General features: G+C 49.8%; 22 protein-coding genes and 1 pseudogene. 11 read left to right on the forward strand and 12 right to left on the reverse strand.

From position 1 onward, the window contains the following. Positions 1-39: 39 nt before the first annotated feature. Positions 40-1,065: a sensor domain-containing diguanylate cyclase gene (locus OGX89_RS21775; RefSeq protein ID WP_063941472.1), complete on the reverse strand. Its 1,026-nt coding sequence runs from the start codon at positions 1,063-1,065 to the stop codon at positions 40-42. Positions 1,066-1,250: 185 nt separating this feature from the next. On the opposite strand from OGX89_RS21775, the gene OGX89_RS21780 reads away from it, so the two are divergent. Next, a complete protein-coding gene (locus OGX89_RS21780; protein WP_003832443.1) occupies positions 1,251-1,499 on the forward strand; it encodes a putative hemolysin in 249 nt (82 codons plus the stop codon). Positions 1,500-1,506: 7 nt separating this feature from the next. Here the strand turns inward: OGX89_RS21780 and OGX89_RS21785 are convergent, their stop codons facing one another. Beyond that, positions 1,507-1,854, reverse strand: coding sequence for a DUF488 domain-containing protein (locus OGX89_RS21785; RefSeq protein ID WP_003832445.1), 348 nt, complete (start codon positions 1,852-1,854; stop codon positions 1,507-1,509). A gap of 198 nt (positions 1,855-2,052) precedes the next feature. On the opposite strand from OGX89_RS21785, the gene OGX89_RS21790 reads away from it, so the two are divergent. Further along, on the forward strand, positions 2,053-2,760 hold the full coding sequence (locus tag OGX89_RS21790; protein ID WP_003832447.1) for a CTP synthase C-terminal region-related (seleno)protein: 708 nt from the start codon (positions 2,053-2,055) through the stop codon (positions 2,758-2,760). A 37-nt stretch (positions 2,761-2,797) separates the two neighbouring features. On the opposite strand, the gene OGX89_RS21795 is transcribed toward OGX89_RS21790, so the two are convergent. Then, complete coding sequence (locus tag OGX89_RS21795) at positions 2,798-3,985, reverse strand: CynX/NimT family MFS transporter (RefSeq protein ID WP_126956073.1); 1,188 nt, start codon at positions 3,983-3,985, stop codon at positions 2,798-2,800. Between the two features lie 99 nt (positions 3,986-4,084). Here OGX89_RS21795 and OGX89_RS21800 point away from each other — a divergent pair. Then, positions 4,085-4,883: pseudogene (locus OGX89_RS21800) on the forward strand (AraC family transcriptional regulator). Here OGX89_RS21800 and OGX89_RS21805 read toward each other — a convergent pair. The 3 genes from OGX89_RS21805 to dgcJ all read right to left on the reverse strand — a co-directional run bounded on the left by OGX89_RS21805 (position 4,860) and on the right by dgcJ (position 7,483). Further along, complete coding sequence (locus tag OGX89_RS21805; RefSeq protein WP_003832453.1) at positions 4,860-5,306, reverse strand: DUF441 domain-containing protein; 447 nt, start codon at positions 5,304-5,306, stop codon at positions 4,860-4,862. The pseudogene OGX89_RS21800 and the gene OGX89_RS21805 overlap by 24 nt on opposite strands. Positions 5,307-5,444: 138 nt before the next feature. After that, complete coding sequence (locus OGX89_RS21810) at positions 5,445-5,948, reverse strand: YbaK/prolyl-tRNA synthetase associated domain-containing protein (protein ID WP_126318388.1); 504 nt, start codon at positions 5,946-5,948, stop codon at positions 5,445-5,447. A 44-nt stretch (positions 5,949-5,992) separates the two neighbouring features. Continuing rightward, positions 5,993-7,483, reverse strand: coding sequence for a diguanylate cyclase DgcJ (gene dgcJ, locus OGX89_RS21815; RefSeq protein ID WP_126956075.1), 1,491 nt, complete (start codon positions 7,481-7,483; stop codon positions 5,993-5,995). 164 nt (positions 7,484-7,647) lie between these two features. Between dgcJ and OGX89_RS21820 the strand changes: the two genes are divergently transcribed. Continuing rightward, on the forward strand, positions 7,648-8,418 hold the full coding sequence (locus tag OGX89_RS21820) for a class I SAM-dependent methyltransferase (protein ID WP_008784518.1): 771 nt from the start codon (positions 7,648-7,650) through the stop codon (positions 8,416-8,418). A 94-nt stretch (positions 8,419-8,512) separates the two neighbouring features. Here the strand turns inward: OGX89_RS21820 and OGX89_RS21825 are convergent, their stop codons facing one another. Both OGX89_RS21825 and yeaG read right to left on the reverse strand, forming a co-directional pair. Next, on the reverse strand, positions 8,513-9,796 hold the full coding sequence (locus OGX89_RS21825) for a YeaH/YhbH family protein (RefSeq protein ID WP_003832459.1): 1,284 nt from the start codon (positions 9,794-9,796) through the stop codon (positions 8,513-8,515). A 120-nt stretch (positions 9,797-9,916) separates the two neighbouring features. Then, positions 9,917-11,851 (reverse strand): protein kinase YeaG, encoded by a 1,935-nt coding sequence (yeaG, locus tag OGX89_RS21830; protein ID WP_003030707.1) that lies wholly within the window; start codon positions 11,849-11,851, stop codon positions 9,917-9,919. Between the two features lie 433 nt (positions 11,852-12,284). Here yeaG and OGX89_RS21835 point away from each other — a divergent pair, with 433 nt between their 5' ends. From OGX89_RS21835 to OGX89_RS21850, 4 genes are all read left to right on the forward strand, one after another. Further along, positions 12,285-13,031, forward strand: a complete 747-nt coding sequence (locus OGX89_RS21835) for a MipA/OmpV family protein (RefSeq protein ID WP_063941476.1) — start codon at positions 12,285-12,287, stop codon at positions 13,029-13,031. A 524-nt stretch (positions 13,032-13,555) separates the two neighbouring features. Then, positions 13,556-13,855, forward strand: coding sequence for a hypothetical protein (locus OGX89_RS21840; RefSeq protein WP_126956077.1), 300 nt, complete (start codon positions 13,556-13,558; stop codon positions 13,853-13,855). A gap of 10 nt (positions 13,856-13,865) precedes the next feature. Continuing rightward, positions 13,866-14,216: a hypothetical protein gene (locus OGX89_RS21845; RefSeq protein ID WP_003832469.1), complete on the forward strand. Its 351-nt coding sequence runs from the start codon at positions 13,866-13,868 to the stop codon at positions 14,214-14,216. Between the two features lie 179 nt (positions 14,217-14,395). Continuing rightward, positions 14,396-15,250 carry an aldo/keto reductase gene (locus OGX89_RS21850; protein ID WP_126956079.1) on the forward strand — a complete coding sequence of 285 codons (855 nt, stop codon included), beginning with the start codon at positions 14,396-14,398 and terminating at the stop codon, positions 15,248-15,250. Positions 15,251-15,902: 652 nt separating this feature from the next. Here the strand turns inward: OGX89_RS21850 and OGX89_RS21855 are convergent. Next, positions 15,903-16,787 carry a D-hexose-6-phosphate mutarotase gene (locus OGX89_RS21855; RefSeq protein ID WP_126956081.1) on the reverse strand — a complete coding sequence of 295 codons (885 nt, stop codon included), beginning with the start codon at positions 16,785-16,787 and terminating at the stop codon, positions 15,903-15,905. A 72-nt stretch (positions 16,788-16,859) separates the two neighbouring features. Continuing rightward, the gene (gapA, locus tag OGX89_RS21860; protein WP_003030697.1) at positions 16,860-17,855 is read right to left on the reverse strand and encodes a glyceraldehyde-3-phosphate dehydrogenase; all 996 of its coding nucleotides are present in this window, start codon (positions 17,853-17,855) and stop codon (positions 16,860-16,862) included. Between the two features lie 341 nt (positions 17,856-18,196). Here gapA and msrB point away from each other — a divergent pair, with 341 nt between their 5' ends. Both msrB and OGX89_RS21870 read left to right on the forward strand, forming a co-directional pair. After that, entirely contained in the window at positions 18,197-18,610 is a 414-nt protein-coding gene (gene msrB, locus OGX89_RS21865) for a peptide-methionine (R)-S-oxide reductase MsrB (RefSeq protein ID WP_003832475.1), read from the forward strand. A 42-nt stretch (positions 18,611-18,652) separates the two neighbouring features. Further along, positions 18,653-18,928: a YeaC family protein gene (locus tag OGX89_RS21870; protein ID WP_003030693.1), complete on the forward strand. Its 276-nt coding sequence runs from the start codon at positions 18,653-18,655 to the stop codon at positions 18,926-18,928. Positions 18,929-18,972: 44 nt separating this feature from the next. Here the strand turns inward: OGX89_RS21870 and yajD are convergent, their stop codons facing one another. Then, on the reverse strand, positions 18,973-19,317 hold the full coding sequence (gene yajD, locus OGX89_RS21875) for an HNH nuclease YajD (protein WP_003832478.1): 345 nt from the start codon (positions 19,315-19,317) through the stop codon (positions 18,973-18,975). A gap of 92 nt (positions 19,318-19,409) precedes the next feature. Further along, positions 19,410-20,663 (reverse strand): chitinase ChiD, encoded by a 1,254-nt coding sequence (gene chiD / locus OGX89_RS21880; protein ID WP_126318376.1) that lies wholly within the window; start codon positions 20,661-20,663, stop codon positions 19,410-19,412. 296 nt (positions 20,664-20,959) lie between these two features. On the opposite strand from chiD, the gene OGX89_RS21885 reads away from it, so the two are divergent. Beyond that, positions 20,960-22,036, forward strand: a complete 1,077-nt coding sequence (locus OGX89_RS21885; protein ID WP_003832481.1) for a zinc-binding dehydrogenase — start codon at positions 20,960-20,962, stop codon at positions 22,034-22,036. The last annotated feature ends 15 nt before the right edge of the window (positions 22,037-22,051 follow it).

Consider the following 22,051-nt stretch of genomic DNA (forward strand, 5'->3'; position numbering starts at 1 on the left):
CTACCAGAGTTATTTAAAGACGAGCCAGCATAGCAGGGCTTAATGTACGACAAAAGGGGTTTTATCCTGACGCTTTTTATCCTGATACATTGCGCTGTCTGCAAGATGAAGCGCACAGTTTACATCAGTCTCCAGCGGATCAATTTCCACCACACCCAGACTGGCACCAGGATAATACAGATGAATATCACCCAGGTGGTAGTCACCGCAAATCTGCTGTTGCAGCTGATTTTTCACCTGCTGCAGACGCATAAGCTGATCAAGTTCATCTTCCGCTGACAGGCGAACGACTAAAAATTCGTCACCGCCCAGTCGACCGAGAATGTCATTATCACTACATTCACGGAGCAGGCGCTGCCCAATCTGGATCAGGAACTGGTCACCAACCTCGTGGCCAAAGCGGTCATTAATCAGTTTGAAATCATCCAAATCGATATAGGCAACAACTATCTTCTGCCTGAGGTGGCGGGCAAGCGAAAATAGGGTCTCCACATTTTCAAAAATTGCGCGCCGATTCGGTAACCCTGTCAGGGCATCGGTGTAGGAGTGAGCAATCAGCGCGGCGTTCGCTTCACGTAACTGAGCAACCAGCGACTCTTTTTGAATCGACTGGGCGATCAGACCGGCAAACAGATGTAATACTTGTTCTCCACGTTGGCTCAGTGCCTGCTGACGGCGGCTGGTAGCGCAGAGTGTACCGTAAAACGTTCCGTCCGGAAGATGAACGGGAGTACTTAGAAAGGTGGTGATGTCCAGTGCGCGAGCAGCGGTACATTCCGGCCAGCGTGCGGGCACGTTGTCACTGTACAGACAGTTTTCCTCAATCGCGCGTTTGCACAGCGTTTCATCCCACGGCACGGATAGCCCTTCGGGGATCTGCATTTGGCGGCTATTACGCGCATACAGAATATGCTGCAGACGGGCATCCAGATCGACCTTGGTCAGGTAGGTTGATTCCATCTCAGTCACCATCTCCAGCATCTCCAGAAGTTGGCGAACCAGACTCTCAACTGACTGCTCCGTAGCTAAGGATTGTGAGACTCTGGCAAGGATCATGTCCGACATGAGGTGAAATGCTCCTGAGTAATGATTGGGCTGACGTTGCCCGCATGATAGAACATCGAGGTGAAAGATGAAACACGCCATCCAGCTCAGAATGTAAACATAAAATGGATAGCTGACAGGAAAACATGGAGATAGATGGAAAGTCGGGGTAACCTGCCAGGATAAGGTTTTTAACAGGAGTAAATATGAAACTGGCATCTATTTTTTTGCCCGGCTTGCTGGTGCTGGCGGGGTGTACCACGGAACCGGAAGCGCCTGTGCCACCGAAAGTTGGCATGGCGAATCCAGCATCGGTGTATTGCGAACAAAAGGGCGGCTCGTTGATTGCGGTGCAGACTCCGCAAGGTGTTAAGTCTGACTGCAAACTACCCAACGGGGAAGTAATTGATGAATGGTCACTCTGGCGTAGAGATCATCCGGCAACGGCCAAGTAATACGCGGTCAGCATTGACGTAGCCATTCAGCGAGCACCAGTGCGTGGTTTTGCTGGGTATTTTTCGCTGCATACAGTAGCGTTAAGGTTTGCTGTCGGGCAATCTCTGCGAGGCGCTTTCCTTCCTGCTGCTGTTGGGCCAGCTCTGCGCGATATTGCTCGGAAAAGTGTGAAAAATCGATCAGTTCTGCGTGGAATGCTTTGCGCAATTCAGAGGATGGCGTCAGCGTTTTGTTCCATTCGTTGAAAGCAAGGTCAGTCTTTTTTATCCCGCGTGGCCACAACCGGTCGACCAACACGCGGTAACCATCACTTTTTTCTGCCGGGTCATACACACGTTTACACTGAATCTTCATCTCTTCATCCGCTCCTTTCAGCTACCGCTCAGGTATTTATCATCAACTTTATTACGGTTAAATAAGATCGTAAAACGTGACCATTATAGCATTTTGCCTGTCCTGACTCCCAATTTAAGGGATTGTGATACCACTAAAAAGTCGGTAGGCTGAGGCTCCTTATGCTGTCCCTTATTGTCAGGACACAAGGAAAGCTTAATGGAAATTTCCCCAATTAAAGATACGCTTCGCATTGCGCTGGTGGGTGATTACAGCCCCGATATTGTGGCGCACCAGGCTATTCCCCTTGCTATCGATGATGCTGCCGCCGTTCTGGAATTAGTGGCCGATTACGACTGGCTAACTACATCTGATATCAACAGCAGTGAGGACTTGATTGGCTATGATGCCATCTGGGTCGTTCCAGGCAGTCCATATCGCCATCTTGAAGGGGCGCTGATAGCGATACGCTACGCGCGTGAAAACAGCATCCCATTCCTGGGTACCTGCGGCGGCTTTCAGCATGCGATTCTGGAGTACGCCCGCAACGTGCTGGGCTGGAGCGATGCCGGCCACGCCGAGACGGACACCACGGGTCGAATGGTGATAGCACCATTGACCTGCTCGCTGGTAGAAAAAACGGATGATATTGAGCTGCGGGCCAATACGCTGATTGCCAAAGCCTACGGGCGGGATGTTATCACCGAGGGATATCACTGCAACTATGGCGTATCGGAGGATTTTGCCGCCGAGCTTGAAAGCGGCGATCTTCGGGTGACCGGTTGGGATGAGGTTGGTGATATTCGTGCCATTGAGCTGGTGACGCATCCATTTTATGTTGGCACGCTCTTTCAACATGAACGCGGAGCGCTGGCGGGAAAACCCGTGCCGTTAGTTCAGGCGATGCTGCGCGCCGCGCGCGGATAAAAAAACGGGCAGGTTGTTCACGAACCTGCCCTGTGCATTATGCGCTCGCGATCTCCCGATTGCGCCCCGCGCACAAACCAAATACCGCCATCAGCATCGCTAACACGGCGACCCCGCCAAGAGGAATCAGCCAGCTATCGTTGAGGTCGTGAATTTTCCCCATCAGTGGTGGTCCGCAGGCCGCCAGTAAATATCCGACAGACTGTGCCATGCCGGAGAGGGCAGCAGCCTGATGCGCTGAGCTTGCGCGCAGGCCAATAAAGGTCAAGCCGAGGATCATCGTCGCGCCCGAGCCAAAGCCAAACAGGATGGTCCATAGCAATGCCTGGTCGGGCATTATGGCGAATCCCGCCGCGCCGACGGCGCACATTAATGAAACCAGAGCGGCGATGGCGCGCTGATCCTTAAATCTGTTCAGGACGAGAGGAATCAATAATCCCGGCGCGGCGGTCGCCAGCTGCAGTAAACCATGCAGTGAACCGGCCTGCGACTCGCTGTAGCCGTGACTGATCAAAATAGCGGGCAGCCAGCCGATGATGACGTAGTAGATAAGCGAATTGATCCCCAGAAACAGCGTCACCTGCCAGGCGAGGCTGGAGCGCCAGATCGCGCGGGAATGCAGCGCGCGCGAGTTGCTCAAGCTGGCATTGGCCGTCTGGCGGCATTGGGGTAACCAGATAATCAGCGCCAGTAGCGGAAAGGCCATCAGTACCATCAGCGCACCGCGCCAGCCAAACCCGTTCAACGCCAGCGGTACCACAATGGCGGAACCCAGTGCCGCTGCCGCGCCCATGGTCAGCGAGTATGCGCCAGTGAGTTTCGCCACATGCTGAGCAAAATCACGCTTAATCAGTCCGGGTAAAAGCACATTGCCCAAGGCGATTCCGCAACCAATGATCGCGGTGCCGCTAAACAGGAACCCTGGTGAGGGCAGCGAACGTATCGCAATACCAGCGCAAATCAGTAGCATAGCGACACACAAGCTGCGTTCGATACCCCAACGGTGCGCAACGGCGGCAGCCAGAGGTGAAACCAGTGCGAAAGCCAGCAGTGGCAGGGTGGTCAGAAGCCCCGTCTGGGCAGTGCTCAGTCCGTAGTCGGCGCGAATTGCATCCAGCAACGGGGCAGCTCCGGTAAAGGTGACGCGCAATGTGGTGGCAATCATCAGGATCCCCGCGATCAGCAACGCTGCGTTCTTGCCACGGGAGGAAGGAGTATTTGTCATTTTTTTCTCATATCGTCAGGCGAGGCGATACCTTAGCGTTTTTACACAATGGATGAATCAAGCTAAAATGACAGTTTATCGCTTAAATCGGACATTTTTATGTTAGGACTGAGGCTGGATGGATATGAACCGGATCTTCACCACGATGCGGCCGTGGCGTTTTGTATTCAGGCCCGGGAAGATGAACTTTTTAGTCCGCTGCATCAGCACCGTAAAGGCCAGTTGATTCTGGCGTTGCATGGCGCGATCACTTGTGAGGTTGAAAATGCTATGTGGATGGTGCCCCCGCAATATGCAGTGTGGATCCCCGGTGAAATTCCACACAGCAACCACGTTACCGTTGGCGCACAATTATGCTTTTTGTTTATTGAGCCGCAGGCCGTCGTGATGCCCGATCGTTGCTGCACGCTGAAAATTGCTCCGTTGTGCCGGGAGCTTATTCTGGCGCTGGCATCCAAAACGGATGCCCAACGGCTGGAGCCGGCAACCCAGCGGCTGACGCAGGTGTTGTTTGATGAACTGCCGCAGCAACCCCAGGAGCAAATGCAGTTGCCGGTTTCCGATCACCCGAAAATTCGCAGAATGGTCGCAACGATGGCGAGAGAGCCTGCACAATGGCAGACGTTGGGACAATGGGCCAGCGTATTTGCGATGAGTGAACGTAACCTTGCTCGCCTGGTCGTCAAAGAAACGGGGTTGAGTTTTCGCCGCTGGCGTCACCAGCTCCAGCTGATTCTGGCGCTGCAGGCGTTAATTGATGGTCGCAATGTACAACAGGTCGCGCAAATGCTCGGGTACGATTCGACCACGGCATTTATCACTATGTTCAAAAAAGGCCTGGGACAGACACCAGGCCGTTATCTGAACGGGCTGGCTACTGCTTCCCAACAATCAATGAGACCAGACCTGCCGCAATAAGCGGCCCCACTGGCACACCGCGAAACAGCGCCACGCCCAGTACCGTGCCCACCAGTAAACCAGCAACAAGCTGAGGCTGGCTGCCCATTAGCGTAACGCCGCGTCCGCCAAGCCAGGAGACAAATACCCCAACGGCAATAGCAACCAGTGATTTCCAGTTCACAAAGGAGTGGATGAGCGTGGAGGGCGGTAGCGTTCCGCTGGCGATCGGCGCCATGACGCCAATGGTCAGAATTATAATCCCGACGGTCAGGCCCTGTTTTTCAATCCAGGGAAAGAAGGTATTCAGAGGGGTAACACGGACAATAATCAGCACCAGAATTGAAACAGCGACTGTGGTGTTGTGGCTGACAAAGCCCAGAGCTGCCAGTCCGAGCAGGATCAGCAGAGTGACATCAAACATCGTAGTTTCCTTGCCAAAAGAAAAAATAAGCCTGCTTACTGTACGCGTAAACGCGTGACGGAACAGGCTTTTTTTAATGATTATGATTTTTTTTGGGCTAACGCACGAAGCGATGTTTTTTACTGCTAACTTGGGCAGTTATTGTGCTCTGCGGAACGGGATTAATTCCGGTTTCGCGATGCGCAGGTAATCTGCGGTATCCATGATCACGGATTTTTCCAGCATTCCGGCATTGAACGCAATTTCATTAAAACGCTCAAACAACAGCGGGTCGGCGACCAGCTTGAGATTCGGATGAAAACTGAACGGTGGGATAGCACCAAATACGCAGCCTGTTAGTTCATCTACCTCCGCCGGGCTGGCAAGTGACGCTCTCAACCCGCCAATATGGCTGGCCAACAGGCTCAGGTCCGCCTGCTGATCGGCAGAGAGGATCGCCAGAACATGCTGATTGACGCCGTTGCCTTTTACTTTGCAGACCAGCGCTTTTGCACCCTGACCCAGTGCGGTACCGCGAATTTCAGAGACAGCTTCACATTTGCCTACGGCTTCATGGCTGACTACGCGGTAGGTCGCACCGTGTTCTGACAACAGGGAGATTAAACGCTGGTGCGTTGCGTTACCTTTGTTTACTTCCGTCATGACTTACTCCTGGTACAACAATGAAAATCCTGTCAGAAAAATGATTACGCATCGGTGCGTTTTTTCTGTTTGTTCAGGTAGAGCTGTGTATCAGATGCTTTGTAGGCATCATCAATGGTGTCGTTTGGCTGCATATTATAAATTCCGACAGAGAAGCTGATTGATCTATCTTGCGCAATAATTTGTAAGTTATAGCGAATCCTCTCCAGCAGGCGGGGCGTTAATTCACTGGGGTGATCGATGAGGATAATGCAAAACTCATCGCCACCGAGGCGGATGGCATAGTCACTTTTGCGAATGGACGTTTGAATAGCTTTGGCCAGGAGGGTGATAATGCGATCGCCTTCCTTATGCCCCAACGTATCATTAATAACTTTTAGTTTGTCGCAATCAATAGCGATAAAGGTCACGAGGGTGCCGGAGTTTACTAACTGTTGTAAACGCTGTTCGAGCGTCGGCGTTAGAATTTTACGGTTGTAGAGCCCGGTCATCGCGTCACTGATATTTTCCCGCGTGACGTTGTGATACAGCCGAAAATGCGTTCTGACCATATTCAGCAGCAATATCGTTGCCAGTAGATAGAACGCGAATATCTTCCAGGACGAGACAATAAAGTACATAACATCGAGTGAGAGAGTGATGCGTATACCGCCGGGTATGTCCTTCTCATAGTTAACATAGCGGAACAGATCGGTTTCACTTTTATGAACGAGAATCTCTTTACCTGAACTGGTGTCAGAGACCGTTACGTTAAGATAGCGCCAGACGAGAGGACGGTCGCTGGTATAGAAAATATTCTGTAAATTCTCTTTGTTAATATCCACCATCACCACGCCTTTTAGCTTATTGGCGTAGTAAACCGGTGTTAAAAAGCTCATCACCTTTTTCTCGGTCAGGTTATCTTCATAAATACTGGAGATCACCGTGCGGCCAGTAAAAATACCGTCAATATCATTCTGGTCGATTCCCAGCGTGCCTTTTTGCAAAAACGACCAGTTGTGTATCGCAAATTTCCGCGAGTCGATCACATCATAGAAATAGACGTAGTTATTTTTGAGATCGACGTAATATCGAAATTTATACTCCAGCGTCCCTAATCCCTGACCGTAATCTTTCTGCTGGCGATTAACATTGACCGCCCGGTCAAAAGAGGGCAGCAGAAAAATGTCATCAAGTTGTTCGCTACATTTTGTTGAGGTGGTCTGCAACGTACCGTGTAATGGCAGATAGTTACGCTTAGTGAGATTGAGCCCATGAGTGCCGTTAACGCTGTCGAAAGCGTTGCAAAGTGCTTTTTGCTGTTCGAGAGAAGCAGGCCCCTGAGGGGACGAAAATGTGCGCATCAGATGGGCTGCGATGCTCTGATTTGTGTACTTATCATAGAGAAACGAGGAGTCGGCTTTCTCATTGATATAGCGCATGTACGCATTCATTGCTTTATCGCTGGCAATGAGCTCATAAACCAAAAAAGAAGATGTCAAAACAATTACGCTGACGGAGATAAAGATCCTGAGCGCTTTATGATGCAATTTCATAATGATTTACAGCCCTGTAAGTCTGATACTTCAGTCTATCACAGGGCATACATCCGCTCTAACGCTACGGGCAAGGACATTTTGTAATAAAAATCATTCGCGCGCTTCACCTTTAACTCTTAATGTTGTATTTATAATGCAACTTATAGAAAGGAGACAGGCCAATGAGCGCGACTGAAAAAGCGGGTCATACATTTTTAGCCAGCCTGGGCAAAACCCGTCTGCGTCCGGGCGGCGTTGAAGCAACCGAATGGTTGTTTAGCCAGTCACAGCTGACGCCCGGCAGCCAGGTACTTGAAGTGGCGTGCAACATGGCCACGACGGCGATAGAGTTAGTTCAACGCTATGGCTGTACCGTATACGCCATTGATATGGATAAAACCGCACTGTCAAATGCAAGGAATAACGTAGCGGCAAATGGTCTGGAAAATCATATTCATGTGATGGCTGCTAACGCCAACACTCTTCCTTTTGCGGATAACAGTTTCGATGTTGTGATTAACGAAGCCATGCTGACAATGTATGCCGATAAAGCGAAGGCGAAGTTAATTGCCGAATATTATCGCGTGTTGAAGCCCGGTGGGCGTCTGCTCACCCACGACATTATGTTCACCGCCCAGAAACTGGGCGCGGGCGATCAGGGCCAGCTTGTCGATGTGGTGAAATCAAACGTTAGTCCAATGACCAGACAAGGCTGGCGTGATTTATTTCTTAACTGCGGGTTCGAACAGGTCCTGCAACAGAATGGCAACATGTCGCTGATGTCGCCGCGCGGATTAGTTCGTGATGAAGGGCTTACGGGGGCGGTAAAAATTGTGTTTAACGGCTTACGCACGAGCGAAAATCGTCGTCGTTTCCTGAAAATGTTTCGCTTCTTCCGTTCGCAACGTCATCAACTCAATTACATTGCCTGCTGCTCTGTAAAGGGAAAATAAAAAGGATAAACGGATGAATATTGATAAGATGAAAAATCAGCACCCGTAAAAAATCAGCCAGAGAAGATAACCTCTGGCTGATTTGTTTAGGTGATTAACTATTGCTGGTCGTACTTTGTTTATGAAACAGTTCGCGGAATACCGGGTAAATATCATCCTGATCGCGAATATGTTGCATCGCAAAGTTATCAAAAGTTGATTGCAGATGTTCGTATTCACGCCACAAGGTTTGGTGAGCGCGGCGAGTGATTTCGATATAGCTGTAATAGCGTACCACTGGCAGCAGTTTTTTCGCCAAAATCTCATGACACAGCGGTGAATCATCAGCCCAGTTATCACCGTCCGATGCCTGTGCAGCATAGATGTTCCATTGGGCAGGGTTGTAGCGATCTTTCACCACTTCATCCATTAACTTCAGCGCACTGGAGACAATGGTTCCCCCGGTTTCCTGAGAGTAGAAGAACTCGTGCTCATCCACTTCTTTCGCCTGGGTATGGTGGCGAATATAAACCACCTCCACGTTCTTATAGGTCCGGCTTAAGAACAAATACAGCAGGATATAAAAACGTTTAGCCATATCTTTGGTCGACTGATCCATTGAACCAGAGACGTCCATCAGGCAGAACATCACCGCCTGGCTGGAAGGGTCGGGGCGTTTTTCATAATTCTTGTAGCGTAAATCAAAGGTGTCGATAAATGGCACGCGTTCGATTTTTGCCCGTAGTTCGGCAATCTCTTTGCGTAACCGTTCCTCTTCCAGCAACTGCGCTGGTTCGCTTTTCGCGATGGTTTCCAGATCCGCTTCGAGAGCATGCAGTTCGCGACGCTTACCCGCTGTCATCGCCGTGCGGCGCGCCAGTGAGTTTTGCAGGGATCGCACCACGCTGATGTTGGCAGGCACACCGTTAGAGGTAAAACCTGCCCGGTGCGTTTTGTACTCCGTTAACTGACGCTGCTGATTCTGCTTCAGGTTAGGAAGTGCTAAATCTTCGAACAACAGATCGAGATATTCATCTTTAGAGATCTGAAAGACGAACTCATCCTGACCCTCACCATCCTGGCTGGCCTGGCCTTGTCCGCTTCCTGAACCGCCACCGCCGCCCTGTGGGCGTTCAATGCGGTCATTCTGCACAAAATGGTCGTTACCCGGATGCACGCGATGGCGCAGACCACCACGTCCCTGATGAAACATTGGTTCGCTAATATCATCAGTCGGAATAGAGACAGATTCGCCGCTATCCACATCAGTCACCGAACGCTTGTTAATGGCCTCGGAGATCGACTGTTTAATTTGCGATTTATAACGGCGTAAGAAGCGCTGGCGGTTTACCGTGCTCTTGTTTTTGCCGTTAAGACGCCGGTCAATAAACCAGGTCATAAGCCCCCCGTACTGCCAACTGTTCGCCATGTCTGTAAGTGCCGGATGGCGCTGGCGCTATCCGGCCTACGGAACATTGTTTTGCAAGCCCGGTAAGGCATGCGCCACCGGGCACTTATGTTAAGACGATTTACGTACGCGCAAATACCATTCGCACAGTAAACGCACCTGTTTACGCGTGTAGCCTTTTTCCATCATACGGTCGACAAAATCGTCGTGTTTTTTCTGCTCGTCAGTCGAGGTTTTAGCATTGAACGAAATGACCGGCAGCAACTCCTCGGTATTGGAGAACATTTTCTTCTCAATAACCGTGCGTAGTTTTTCGTAACTGGTCCAGTTTGGATTGCGACCGCTGTTATTCGCTCTGGCACGCAGAACAAAGTTGACGATCTCGTTACGGAAATCTTTCGGGTTACTGATACCCGCCGGCTTCTCAATTTTCTCCAGTTCTGAGTTCAGTGACTCGCGGTCAAACAGCTGACCGGTATCCGGGTCGCGATACTCCTGATCCTGAATCCAGAAATCCGCATAAGTGACATAACGGTCGAAAATGTTCTGTCCGTATTCGGAATAGGATTCGAGATAAGCCGTCTGGATCTCTTTGCCGATGAATTCAGCATATTTCGGGATCAAATAGCCTTTCAGGAACTCAAGATAACGCTCAGCTTGCTCCTGCGGGAACTGTTCACGTTCGATTTGCTGCTCCAGTACGTAAAACAGATGTACCGGGTTAGCTGCCACTTCGGCATGGTCAAAGTTAAAGACGCGAGAGAGGATCTTAAACGCGAAACGCGTGGACAGACCGTTCATTCCCTCATCAACCCCGGCGTAATCCCGATACTCCTGATAGGATTTCGCTTTCGGATCGGTATCTTTCAGGCTTTCGCCATCGTAAACGCGCATCTTCGAATAAATGCTCGAGTTCTCAGGTTCTTTCAGGCGAGAAAGAATGGTAAAGCGAGAGAGCGTTTCCAGCGTGCCCGGTGCGCAAGGCGCATGGGTCAGCTCACTGTGGTTAAGCAGTTTTTCGTAAATTTTGATCTCTTCAGAGATCCGCAGGCAATAAGGCACTTTGACGATGTAAACACGGTCAAGGAACGCCTCATTGTTTTTGTTATTACGGAACGTTACCCATTCGGACTCGTTCGAGTGGGCAAGAATAATCCCGTTAAACGGCAGGGCAGAGATACCTTCTGTCCCGTTGTAGTTTCCTTCCTGGGTGGCGGTCAGCAGAGGATGCAGCACTTTAATCGGTGCTTTAAACATCTCAACGAATTCCATAATCCCCTGGTTTGAGCGGCACAGTGCCCCCGAATAACCGTAGGCATCAGGATCGTTCTGGGCGTGGTGTTCGAGTTTACGAATATCCACTTTCCCGACCAGCGCAGAAATATCCTGGTTGTTTTCATCACCAGGCTCCGTTTTGGCGATAGCGATCTGCTCCAGAATAGACGGCCAGACTTTGACGACGCGGAATTTTGTAATGTCCCCGCCAAAATCGTGCAGACGTTTCGCAGCCCAGGGCGACATGATCGTACCGAGATAGCGACGCGGGATCCCATACTCTTTTTCCAGGATCTGCGCGTCCTCCTGCGGATTAAACAGGCATAACGGATGATCGTTGACCGGGCTACGTTCGCCATTGGCACTCAGGACATAAATTGGTACTCTCTGCATCAGCGACTTCAGCCGCTCAGCAAGAGATGATTTCCCCCCTCCCACAGGCCCCAGCAGATACAGAATCTGCTTCTTCTCTTCCAGACCCTGAGCCGCATGTTTCAAATAAGAAACAATTTGCTCAATGGCGTCTTCCATGCCGTAAAACTCTTCAAAGGCGGGATAGCGTGCAATTACCCGATTCGAAAAGAGTCGAGAAAGTCGAGGTTCGTGGGCAGTGTCGACCATGACAGGCTCACCAATAGCCATTAATAGCCGCTCTGCCGCGTTGGCATAAGCACTGCGATCTTGCCGACAAGTGGTAAGAAACTCCTGCAGCGTGAACTCTTCGTCCTTGGCAGCTTCATAACGCTGGCGATAGTGATCGAATATATTCATGGTATGCCGTCCTTTCGTTTTTTAGCACATGTTAAGAGCCGTTCATATGAATAGTAGAGGCCCCTGAAGAGGTAAACTGAACGACGTCGCTGCTGAGGAAATAAGCAACTCTCATGCCATTTTAGTGGTCAGGAGATCAACGTATTCGGTGATACACCTTCTAAAATTAAGCGTAGATGGCATTTGCAAAACTTGCCTGTGTGCGCAAATGAATTTCAATGGCATATCAATAACTCATCAGCAAAAAAAGCACATCTTATGTAAAGAATTGGAGCGGGATTCATGCGGTGTTCATCGTCCTGCAAGCAAAATGTCATCACTCGCTGAGAAATTAGGGGGTTACATTCTGGGGCGAATACGTAAAATAGTTGGGCTGAAGCGTATTGGCGGTTACACTTTGACCGCTACACATTTGAATAAGGAATTATGGATTGTGACCAAACTCAAACTTCTGGCACTTAGCGTCCTTGCCGCAACCGCAGTTAGCACCGCACAGGCTGAAAGCCAGTGGACTGTTGGCGCGGGTGTCGGCGTGATTAACAGCCCATACAAACAGTATGACCGCGATGTTTACCCTGTTCCGGTTGTCACCTATGAAGGCGATAATGTGTGGTTCCACGGCTTGGGTGGCGGTTACTATTTGTGGAATGACACGACAGATAAGCTTTCCATCATGGCGTACTATGATCCGACGCATTTCAAGCCAGGTGATAGCGATAGCCATGCTTTGCGCCAACTCGACAAGCGTAAAAGCAGCATGATGGCTGGCCTCTCGTATGTACATAACACCCAGTATGGTTTCCTGCGTACTGCACTGGCGGGTGATACTCTGGATAACAGCAACGGCTTTATCTGGGATCTGGCCTGGCTCTACCGTTACACTAATGGTGGGCTGACTCTGACGCCGGGTATCGGTGTGCAGTACAGCAGCGAAAACTACAACGACTATTATTATGGCGTGTCCAATCACGAGTCTCGCCGCAGTGGTCTGAAAAGCTACAACGCTGACGATGGATGGGATCCGTACCTGGAGTTGACCGCGAGCTATAACTTCCTTGGCAACTGGAACGTATACGGCACTGGCCGTTATGTGCGTTTGAGTGATGAAGTGAAAGACAGCCCGATGGTCGATAAGTCCTGGTCTGGCATCTTCTCGGTGGGTGTAACCTACAAGTTCTGATACTAATGCGCGTCAAACACTAGCCCGCATCAGTGCGGGCTTTTTTGCGCTTGACGGAGATGAATATTGATCTAAAACATGAAATTTGATTTTTTGTGCTGTTTTGGCATTCTGTCAGGCTACAACGAATTTTTAACGTATTATTCCTGTCGCTGTTACTAAAAATATACTTGCTATTTTATTAGCCTGTTATCTATTCATTTTTGAACGAAATAAAGTCGTGATGGTTTAGCAAATCATTGTCATGAAGTAATGGTTTGTAGCTATTCAATGCGTTGATAATACTAAAATTTACGATCGAGGTAAGCGTAATTTTCTTATTGTTAAGCGCAATGAAAATTATTGATAACTCTTTTAGCATGTTTATCTCATGGCGAAAGTTAACTTTCATGTGAAAAAAACAAAAATTAATCGATTGATTTTAATTTTACATCTTTAGGTGTTTATCTGAAAAAATTAAAATTGACATTAAATATTCCATTGCAGATATTAAGTAAACTTTAAAGTAGCGACAGCAACTCTTCATGGCATTAAATATAATACGCCATGTGGATATTTTGAGAATAAACCTGGTATATATAATGAAAAAGTTAATCATGATAGCTGTGATGGGCGGGATTCTGGCTGGTTGTTCCACCGAGGCTTCACGCATGAATGCTTGCGAAAGTAAGGGTGTGAGCCGTGATGCCTGTTATGTTGCGGAGCAAAACCGTCAGGCGACAATCAATGCTGCCGCTGAAAAACAGGCTATGGAAAACGCGCAAAACGTGTATGGCACAAATGATACTAATTCCAGCCATCACCACAAACACGATAAGTATTAAGGTGTAACGTATGAAAAAATTAATTATTATCGCTGCGTTGGTGGCTTCCTCTGCTGCACCTGCGTATGCCATTAGCGAGGCTTACCGCCAGCAGTTACAGCATGAACATAAAACCATGGTCAGTGACGCGAATGCTCCGGTACACGCCAGTAAAATCACGCCCGTGCATGTGAATAAACTTGGAGTGGACTTTAAACGTGGTGCTGATGGCATTGCTTATATTAATGGCAAACCTGCGGCAAATGATGAGAATAGTGCAGAAGCTCAGTCTTATAGCGCAGGTTTGATTTCCGTCATCGTCTATAAAAACGGAAAAATCAACGCCATGAAAGAGGGAAAATATCTAGGTCGGTTAAAGTAACCACTTCGTAGTTAAGATTTTGTATTATTTCGGCCCGGGAACATCTGCTGTTCCCGGGCTTTTTATTTCGCTCGCCTTAACGATCGGTTTCCAATCCATGATGGTGCAATTTGTGCACCCTAACAGGACACATGCGCGTTGTTTTGCTTTACTGTGGTGCATTAACACAGGAGGGTGCGATGACAGCGAAACAGGTGACGTTTACAAACCAGGTATCGCTTCCTGCTATTGGGCAGGGAACATGGTACATGGGCGAGGATCCAAGCCGACGCCGGGATGAAGTGTCTGCGCTGCAGGCCGGACTGGATCTAGGCCTGCGATTGATTGATACCGCAGAAATGTACGCTGATGGTGCAGCGGAGGAGGTAGTGGGTGAAGCATTAACGGGGCGGCGTGATAGCGCTTTTTTAGTCTCGAAAGTTTACCCATGGAATGCCGGCGGACAGAAAGCCATTGCCGCCTGCGAAGCGAGCCTGCGTCGACTGAAAACTGATTATCTGGATCTCTATTTGCTGCACTGGATGGGCGATTTTTCATTTGCAGAGACCGTCGATGCCATGGAAACACTGATTGCGCAGGGGAAAATCTGCCGTTGGGGCGTCTCGAATCTCGATTATGATGATATGCAGGCGTTATGGCAGGTACCCGGTGGACGAGAGTGTGCAACTAATCAGGTGCTTTATCATTTAGCCTCGCGCGGTATTGAATATGATTTACTGCCGTGGTGCCAGCAGCAGCAGATGCCGGTCATGGCATACAGTCCGCTGGCCCAGGCGGGACGACTGCGTGGCGATTTGCTTTCTAACTCTGTGGTGAATGACATCGCGCACGCGCACAATGTTAGCGCTGCGCAGATTTTGCTGGCATGGGTGATTCGCCAGTCGGGGGTAATAGCAATTCCGAAAGCCGCAAGCGTAGCGCATGTCGAACAAAATGCCGCCGCGCTGGAGATAACGCTCTCTGTAGATGAGTTGAAGCAGTTAGATAAGGCGTATCCGGCGCCAAAAGGTAAAACCGCGCTGGATATGGCCTGATTTGCCAAATGCCGATGTTCCCACAGCTTATCAGGCCTACGGCTGCGTGTAGTTTATAGGCCGGATAAGGCGTTAGCCACATCCGGCACGGTGCGCGGAACTGCCTGATGCGCTGTGCTTATCAGGCCTACGGCTGCGTGTAGTTTGTAGACCGGATAAGGCGTTGGCAGCATCCGGCATGGTGCGCGGAACTGCCTGATGCGCTGTGCTTATCAGGCCTATGGCTGCATGTAGTTTGTTGGCCGGATAAGGCGTTAGCCACATCCGGCACGGTGCGCGGAACTGCCTGATGCGCTGTGCTTATCAGGCCTACGGCTGCGTGTAGTTTGTAGACCGGATAAGGCGTTGGCAGCATCCGGCACGGTGCGCGGAACTGCCTGATGGCGCTGTGCTTATCAGGCCTATGGCTGCATGTAGTTTGTAGGCCGGATAAGGCGTTAGCCGCATCCGGCACGGTGCGCGGAACTGCCTGATGCGCTGTGCTTATCAGGCCTATGGCTGCATGTAGTTTGTAGGCCGGATAAGGCGTTGGCCGCATCCGGCACGGTGCGCGGAACTGCCTGATGCGCTGTGCTTATCAGGCCTATGGCTGCATGTAGTTTGTAGACCGGATAAGGCGTTGGCCGCATCCGGCATGGTGCGCGGAGCTGTGTTAGCGTTTAGCTACACGAATAGTCTGCGCGAGGCGAGATGGTTTTTCTTCGGTGGTTTTCTGCGGAGCGGTCGCGTAAGCCGTTTCTACGCAAACAAACGTTTTGTAACCATCATCCGGCATGTCGCCCATGCTGACGGACAGCGCCGGGCCAGGGTTCCAGCCCACGACATTCAGGTGGTGGTGATGGACAACGTCGATATTGCGATTCAACGCATCATCATGAATCACGCTACACGCTTCCGGATTCAGATAAACGCGATCGGTGCGGTCCGGGAAGGTCTGGATACCATCAGCCAGCACATCTTCTTTAGCATCATTCACTTTATCGATCAGGCGATCGCCAAGACCACTGACTTTCACTGCCGCAATGTCACCAACGTTGAAATAGGTATGCAGTGCCGAGGTGGTTTCAAACTCACCATGAGCTTCCAGCTCCATCTCACAGGTGGCTCCCACTTTGAAGCGGGCCAGTAGGCAAAACTCGTGTGGCCAAAGCTGACGCGTTTCAGCGTTGCTCTGCAGTTCAAACGTCAGCATCACGCCATTGTCGTCTTCGTTGTGAGCTTTCAGCGTCCATGGTAGATTGCGGGCAAAACCATGCGAAGGCAGGCCCTGCTGAGCAGCCGGACCAAACCACGGCCAGCAAATTGGTACGCCGCCACGCAGCGCTACGCCGGTTTTAAATGGGGTATTATTACTTAGCCACAGGACTTCCTCTTCACCATTTGGTTTCCAGGAAAGAAGATGTGCGCCCTGCAGTGCGAAAGAAGCTTTAACCTGTGGGTGATCGACAACAAGAACCTCAAGCTCATCAAGCTGACGGCGGGAGAGGACAGGGGTAATTTGTTCGATTACCGGAAGTGCAAAAATTTTATTAATCATTACGCAATCCTTTCTTCAGGCAAAAAAAAGAGCGACCTGAGTCGCTCTTACAGATTACTATTTCATCTCAACTTATTTGGAGATGTGTGCAATCAGGTCCAGAACTTTGTTGGAGTAGCCGGTTTCGTTGTCGTACCAGGATACCAGTTTCACGAAGTTGTCGTTCAGTGCGATACCAGCTTTAGCATCGAACACGGAAGTGCAAACTTCACCGTTGAAATCGGTAGATACTACGTCGTCTTCGGTGTAACCCAGAACGCCTTTCATCGGGCCTTCGGAAGCAGCTTTGATTGCTTTCTTAATTTCTTCGTAAGAAGCAGCTTTTTCCAGACGAACAGTCAGGTCAACAACGGATACGTTCGGGGTAGGAACGCGGAACGCCATACCAGTCAGTTTGCCGTTCAGTTCTGGCAGTACTTTACCTACAGCTTTAGCTGCACCGGTAGAGGACGGGATGATGTTCTGGGATGCGCCGCGGCCGCCGCGCCAGTCTTTGTGAGACGGGCCATCAACGGTTTTCTGAGTAGCGGTGGTCGCGTGAACAGTAGTCATCAGACCTTCGATGATGCCGAAGTTGTCGTTGATAACTTTAGCCAGCGGAGCCAGGCAGTTAGTGGTGCAGGAAGCGTTAGAAACGATGTCCTGACCTTCGTATTTGTCAAAGTTAGCGCCTTTAACAAACATCGGAGTGTTATCTTTGGACGGACCAGTCAGAACCACTTTTTTCGCGCCAGCAGTGATGTGCTTACGAGCGGTTTCATCTGTCAGGAACAGGCCAGTAGCTTCAGCTACTACGTCAACACCAACTTCGTCCCATTTCAGGTTAGCCGGATCACGTTCAGCGGTAACACGGATTTTTTTACCGTTTACGATCAGATGACCGTCTTTCACTTCAACGGTACCGTTGAAACGGCCGTGAGTGGAGTCATATTTCAGCATGTAAGCCATGTAGTCAGCGTCTAACAGGTCGTTGATTGCAACGATCTCGATGTCAGAGCGTTCTTGAGCAGCACGGAAAACAATGCGACCGATACGGCCAAAACCGTTGATACCTACTTTGATAGTCATATATTCCACCAGCTATTTGTTAGTGAATAAAAGGTTGCCTGTAAAATTACAAAAACCTTACGCAGCGTCAAGCGGAATCGTGTCAATCATTGCGACAAATCAATCTGCTGCCTAAGCTTTGCGCAACTGACTCGCCTCACTCTTCCTTTGGGCTTGAAACCACATGGGGTCGGCGGCCCGAATTTTAAAGGGCAATCAAGATAAAAACGTGATTCTGATCACGAATTGCAGGCTGCCATTTCGCAAGGATCAAGTTTAGAACAAAAGTTCGCACTCCGGTGTTAATGTTTTGTTAGAATCTGTCTCGCGATGTGAGTTTAGATAAAGCGAGATGTGAGCAAATGGCTAATCAACCTTCTCCAGAAGAACTGAAAAAAAATTTAACCGAAATGCAGTTCTACGTAACGCAGAATCACGGGACAGAACCGCCATTTACCGGACGTTTGCTACATAACAAACGTGACGGCATCTACCACTGTTTGATCTGCGACAATCCGCTATTTCGTTCCGAGACAAAATATGACTCTGGCTGCGGCTGGCCCAGCTTTTACGAGCCTGTCAGCGATGAGGCTATCCGTTACATAAAAGATACGTCACACGGCATGCAGCGCATTGAAATCCGCTGTGGAAACTGTGATGCGCACCTGGGACACGTCTTCCCGGATGGTCCGAAACCTACCGGTGAACGGTACTGCGTTAACTCAGCGTCTTTGAACTTCACCGATGGTGAAAACGGTGAGCAAACCAAGGGTTGAAGAAACGATTCAGCAAATTATTCTACGGAGAGTGGATTTAACATGAATCTTGATGAGATGATCAACAGCATGACGCCGGAAGTTTATCAGCGCTTATCGACTGCCGTTGAGCTAGGGAAATGGCCGGATGGCGTAGCGCTAACGGCAGAACAAAAAGAGAATAGCTTACAGCTGGTGATGTTATGGCAGGCGCGAAACAATATTGACGCACAGCATATGACGATTGATACCAATGGTGAGATGGTTATGAAGAGCAAGCAGCAGTTGAAGGTTGAGTTTGGTATTACGCCAGAACCGATTGCGACGTTTAAATCCTGATTACCCAGGCCCGGCAAACATCTGTGTCGGGCCTGCAGTTGATATTATTTCTTGTTCATCATCGCCTTCAGATCGGCGAATGGGTTGTATTTCGCTTCGCCTACGGCCTTTTGCGCATCTTCTCCTGCAACCACCGTTGAACCATACTGGTCCGCTTCCGTATATTTGGAATGCTCGTGATCGTGGCAGTACAGGCACAACATTTCCCAGTTGCTACCATCTTCCGGGTTATTCGAGTGATCGTGATCGATATGGTGTACCGTCAACTCGCGCAAATTTGAATACACGAACTCACGGGAACAGCGTCCGCAGACCCAGGGAAAGAGTTTAAGCGCCTTTTCCCGGTAACCGACTTCCAGACGGGCGTAATTTTTAGGGATAAAAGCCATAAAGCTCATGCCTCCAGTAGAAATGAAGAGCTGCGCCAAAAGCTGGCGCAGCGGAATGCGCTAATCATAACCTATTGTGTCAGGTGTTGGGATCAGTGTTTGATGCCTAACGAATCGGCTAACTGCTTCGCCAACTGATTATTGTCATCTGCGCCGTACTCCCAAAACATGGCGCCTGCCAACCCTTTGCTTTTGATGTAGTCGGCTTTGATCGCCACTGAACGCGGGTTTTCATAGGAGAGGGCAAAGAGTTTTTTTCCATCCGCAGACTGTACCGACAGCCACGGCACTTTCGCTTCATCATCCCAATGTTGGCTAAAGCGTTTTTGCGGATCGTTAATCAACTTCGCCACAATATCGTTGTACTTCACGTAGGTATCTTTGCTCAGGTCGATGCCCAGTGATTTGAACAACTCAATTTGAGCTGACTCGAAATAGGGCTGGGTAGCCGGGTTTTTCTGCGCGTCAGGTTTGCTCCAGTCAATACCTGGCTCAACGGCGCGTTTTGGTACGCGGCCATAAAAGCCAATGCCCAGATTCATTTGACTCGGTTTCAGACCGGCGGCGAGATAGTTATTGACCACAAAATCGGCGCTGTACTTATCCGCTGCGGCGACCGTCGGCCATTGCGTCGAATCATACAGGTTCGAGTTGAAATATTGGGTGCCGTAAGCCATGTCGTAGGTCATCAGGTTGATGTAGTCGAGCGATGGTGCAATGGCTTTGACATCCACCCAGCTTTTCGGACTTTCTGCATTTGCGCCCACGGCGATGGTCAGCAGTTTTTTATGCCCCAATGCGGCGCGCAGCTCTGTTAATAGCGCGGTGAAGTTAGCGCGGTCAGCCGGTTGGCTTTCGACCAGTCCCCAGGCGCCGTTAACCGGATATTCCCAGTCGAGATCGATGCCATCCAGACCATATTTCGCAATTATCTCCTGCGCAGACTGAATAAACACTGCGCGTGTTTCCTTCGTTGCTGCCGCGCCAGAGAATCCACGCGCTCCCCAACCGCCGACGGAAAGCAAAACTTTCAGGTTTGGATTTTGTTTACGCAGCTGTGGAATTTTCAGCAAATCATCCTGCACTTTCTGTGAAAGCCAAATCTGATGCAGTTTGCTGGCGTCTTTTAAGGCGTCATTGGTCTCGTCTTTTTCGTTGTTATAGACAAGGCCAAACGAATAGTTGAGATGGGTTATCTGGCGAACATCCAGTTTATTGATGTCGCCACCGGGACCGGCAGTGACGTCGCCGCCACCATTAAAGTAGCCAACTGACATCAGTGAACTGGCGGAAACAACGCTGGCGCAGAGCAGGGGTAGTGCTGCCAACAAAGGCAATAGTTTCATCGGTGTTCCTCTTTGACATTTAAACAAGCAAACACGCCACGGAAATGGCGTGGCGAAAAAAACAGCACCCACAGGTTAACAGTTTCATAACAGGAAAAATGCGAAGGGGTTCACGCCATTTTAGCGAAGCGGCAGCCACGTTCACTTGGGTTTCAGTTCAACTTTGCATTTATTTGTGATCTTGGTTGTGAAATACAGATCAAAATCTGTGTTTTAAAGATTTGGTGTTGACCTCAAAAATTATATGGATAAGTATGATGGTCACTGATGCAAAACTAAACACAAAGGAAAATTCCATGAAAGCACTGGCAAGATTTGGCAAGGCCTTTGGCGGCTACAAGATGATTGATGTTCCGGAACCGGTATGTGGTCCGGATGACGTTGTGATTGAAATTAAGGCTGCTGCTATCTGCGGCGCTGACATGAAACACTACAATGTCGACAGTGGATCCGAGCAGTTTAATTCGATTCGTGGTCATGAATTTGCGGGTCAAATTGTGCAGGTTGGCGACAAGGTTAAGGACTGGAAGGTGGGACAGCGAGTTGTGTCTGACAACAGCGGGCACGTTTGCGGCGTTTGTCCGGCCTGTGAACAGGGCGATTTTCTTTGTTGTACAGAAAAGGTGAATTTAGGTCTGGACAACAATACCTGGGGCGGTGGGTTTTCTAAATATTGTCTGGTCCCTGGGGAAATACTCAAAATTCACCGCCATGCTCTGTGGGAAATCCCGGCAGGGGTAGATTATGAAGAGGCGGCTGTACTGGATCCTATATGCAATGCCTACAAATCTATCGCTCAGCAATCCAAATTTCTTCCAGGCCAGGATGTGGTGGTCTTTGGTACCGGTCCATTAGGACTCTTTTCCGTTCAAATGGCGCGCATTATGGGGGCCGTTAATATTGTGATGGTCGGGCTGGAAGAGGATGTTGCCGTACGCTTCCCGATCGCCAAAGAGCTGGGTGCGACAGCTGTCGTTAACGGTTCGACCGAAGATGTGGTTGCACGCTGCCAGGAAATCTGCGGTAAAGACAATCTGGGGCTGGTCATCGAATGCTCTGGTGCCAATATCGCCCTAAAACAATCGATCGAAATGCTGCGCCCGAATGGTGAAGTCGTTCGCGTCGGTATGGGCTTTAAACCTCTCGATTTCTCCATCAACGATATCACCGCGTGGAATAAAAGCATCATTGGCCATATGGCCTACGATTCCACATCCTGGCGCAATGCTATACGCCTGCTGGCCAGCGGCGCAATCAACGTTAAACCGATGATCACTCACCGTATCGGCCTGTCGCAATGGCGCGAAGGGTTTGACGCCATGGTCGATAAAACCGCGATTAAAGTCATCATGACTTACGACTTTGATGAATAACATGTTTATTAAAAG

Source organism: Citrobacter sp. Cpo103 (assembly GCF_030332605.1).
Lineage (GTDB): Bacteria > Pseudomonadota > Gammaproteobacteria > Enterobacterales > Enterobacteriaceae > Citrobacter > Citrobacter portucalensis.

Coding starts and splice junctions, on each gene's coding strand:
- OGX89_RS21775 (WP_063941472.1), bottom strand. CDS start 1,065: ATGTCGGACATGATCCTTGCCAGAGTCTCACAATCCTTAGCTACGGAG.
- OGX89_RS21780 (WP_003832443.1), top strand. CDS start 1,251: ATGAAACTGGCATCTATTTTTTTGCCCGGCTTGCTGGTGCTGGCGGGG.
- OGX89_RS21785 (WP_003832445.1), bottom strand. CDS start 1,854: ATGAAGATTCAGTGTAAACGTGTGTATGACCCGGCAGAAAAAAGTGAT.
- OGX89_RS21790 (WP_003832447.1), top strand. CDS start 2,053: ATGGAAATTTCCCCAATTAAAGATACGCTTCGCATTGCGCTGGTGGGT.
- OGX89_RS21795 (WP_126956073.1), bottom strand. CDS start 3,985: ATGACAAATACTCCTTCCTCCCGTGGCAAGAACGCAGCGTTGCTGATC.
- OGX89_RS21805 (WP_003832453.1), bottom strand. CDS start 5,306: ATGTTTGATGTCACTCTGCTGATCCTGCTCGGACTGGCAGCTCTGGGC.
- OGX89_RS21810 (WP_126318388.1), bottom strand. CDS start 5,948: ATGACGGAAGTAAACAAAGGTAACGCAACGCACCAGCGTTTAATCTCC.
- dgcJ (WP_126956075.1), bottom strand. CDS start 7,483: ATGAAATTGCATCATAAAGCGCTCAGGATCTTTATCTCCGTCAGCGTA.
- OGX89_RS21820 (WP_008784518.1), top strand. CDS start 7,648: ATGAGCGCGACTGAAAAAGCGGGTCATACATTTTTAGCCAGCCTGGGC.
- OGX89_RS21825 (WP_003832459.1), bottom strand. CDS start 9,796: ATGACCTGGTTTATTGACCGGCGTCTTAACGGCAAAAACAAGAGCACG.
- yeaG (WP_003030707.1), bottom strand. CDS start 11,851: ATGAATATATTCGATCACTATCGCCAGCGTTATGAAGCTGCCAAGGAC.
- OGX89_RS21840 (WP_126956077.1), top strand. CDS start 13,556: ATGGCATTAAATATAATACGCCATGTGGATATTTTGAGAATAAACCTG.
- OGX89_RS21845 (WP_003832469.1), top strand. CDS start 13,866: ATGAAAAAATTAATTATTATCGCTGCGTTGGTGGCTTCCTCTGCTGCA.
- OGX89_RS21850 (WP_126956079.1), top strand. CDS start 14,396: ATGACAGCGAAACAGGTGACGTTTACAAACCAGGTATCGCTTCCTGCT.
- OGX89_RS21855 (WP_126956081.1), bottom strand. CDS start 16,787: ATGATTAATAAAATTTTTGCACTTCCGGTAATCGAACAAATTACCCCT.
- gapA (WP_003030697.1), bottom strand. CDS start 17,855: ATGACTATCAAAGTAGGTATCAACGGTTTTGGCCGTATCGGTCGCATT.
- msrB (WP_003832475.1), top strand. CDS start 18,197: ATGGCTAATCAACCTTCTCCAGAAGAACTGAAAAAAAATTTAACCGAA.
- OGX89_RS21870 (WP_003030693.1), top strand. CDS start 18,653: ATGAATCTTGATGAGATGATCAACAGCATGACGCCGGAAGTTTATCAG.
- yajD (WP_003832478.1), bottom strand. CDS start 19,317: ATGGCTTTTATCCCTAAAAATTACGCCCGTCTGGAAGTCGGTTACCGG.
- chiD (WP_126318376.1), bottom strand. CDS start 20,663: ATGAAACTATTGCCTTTGTTGGCAGCACTACCCCTGCTCTGCGCCAGC.
- OGX89_RS21885 (WP_003832481.1), top strand. CDS start 20,960: ATGAAAGCACTGGCAAGATTTGGCAAGGCCTTTGGCGGCTACAAGATG.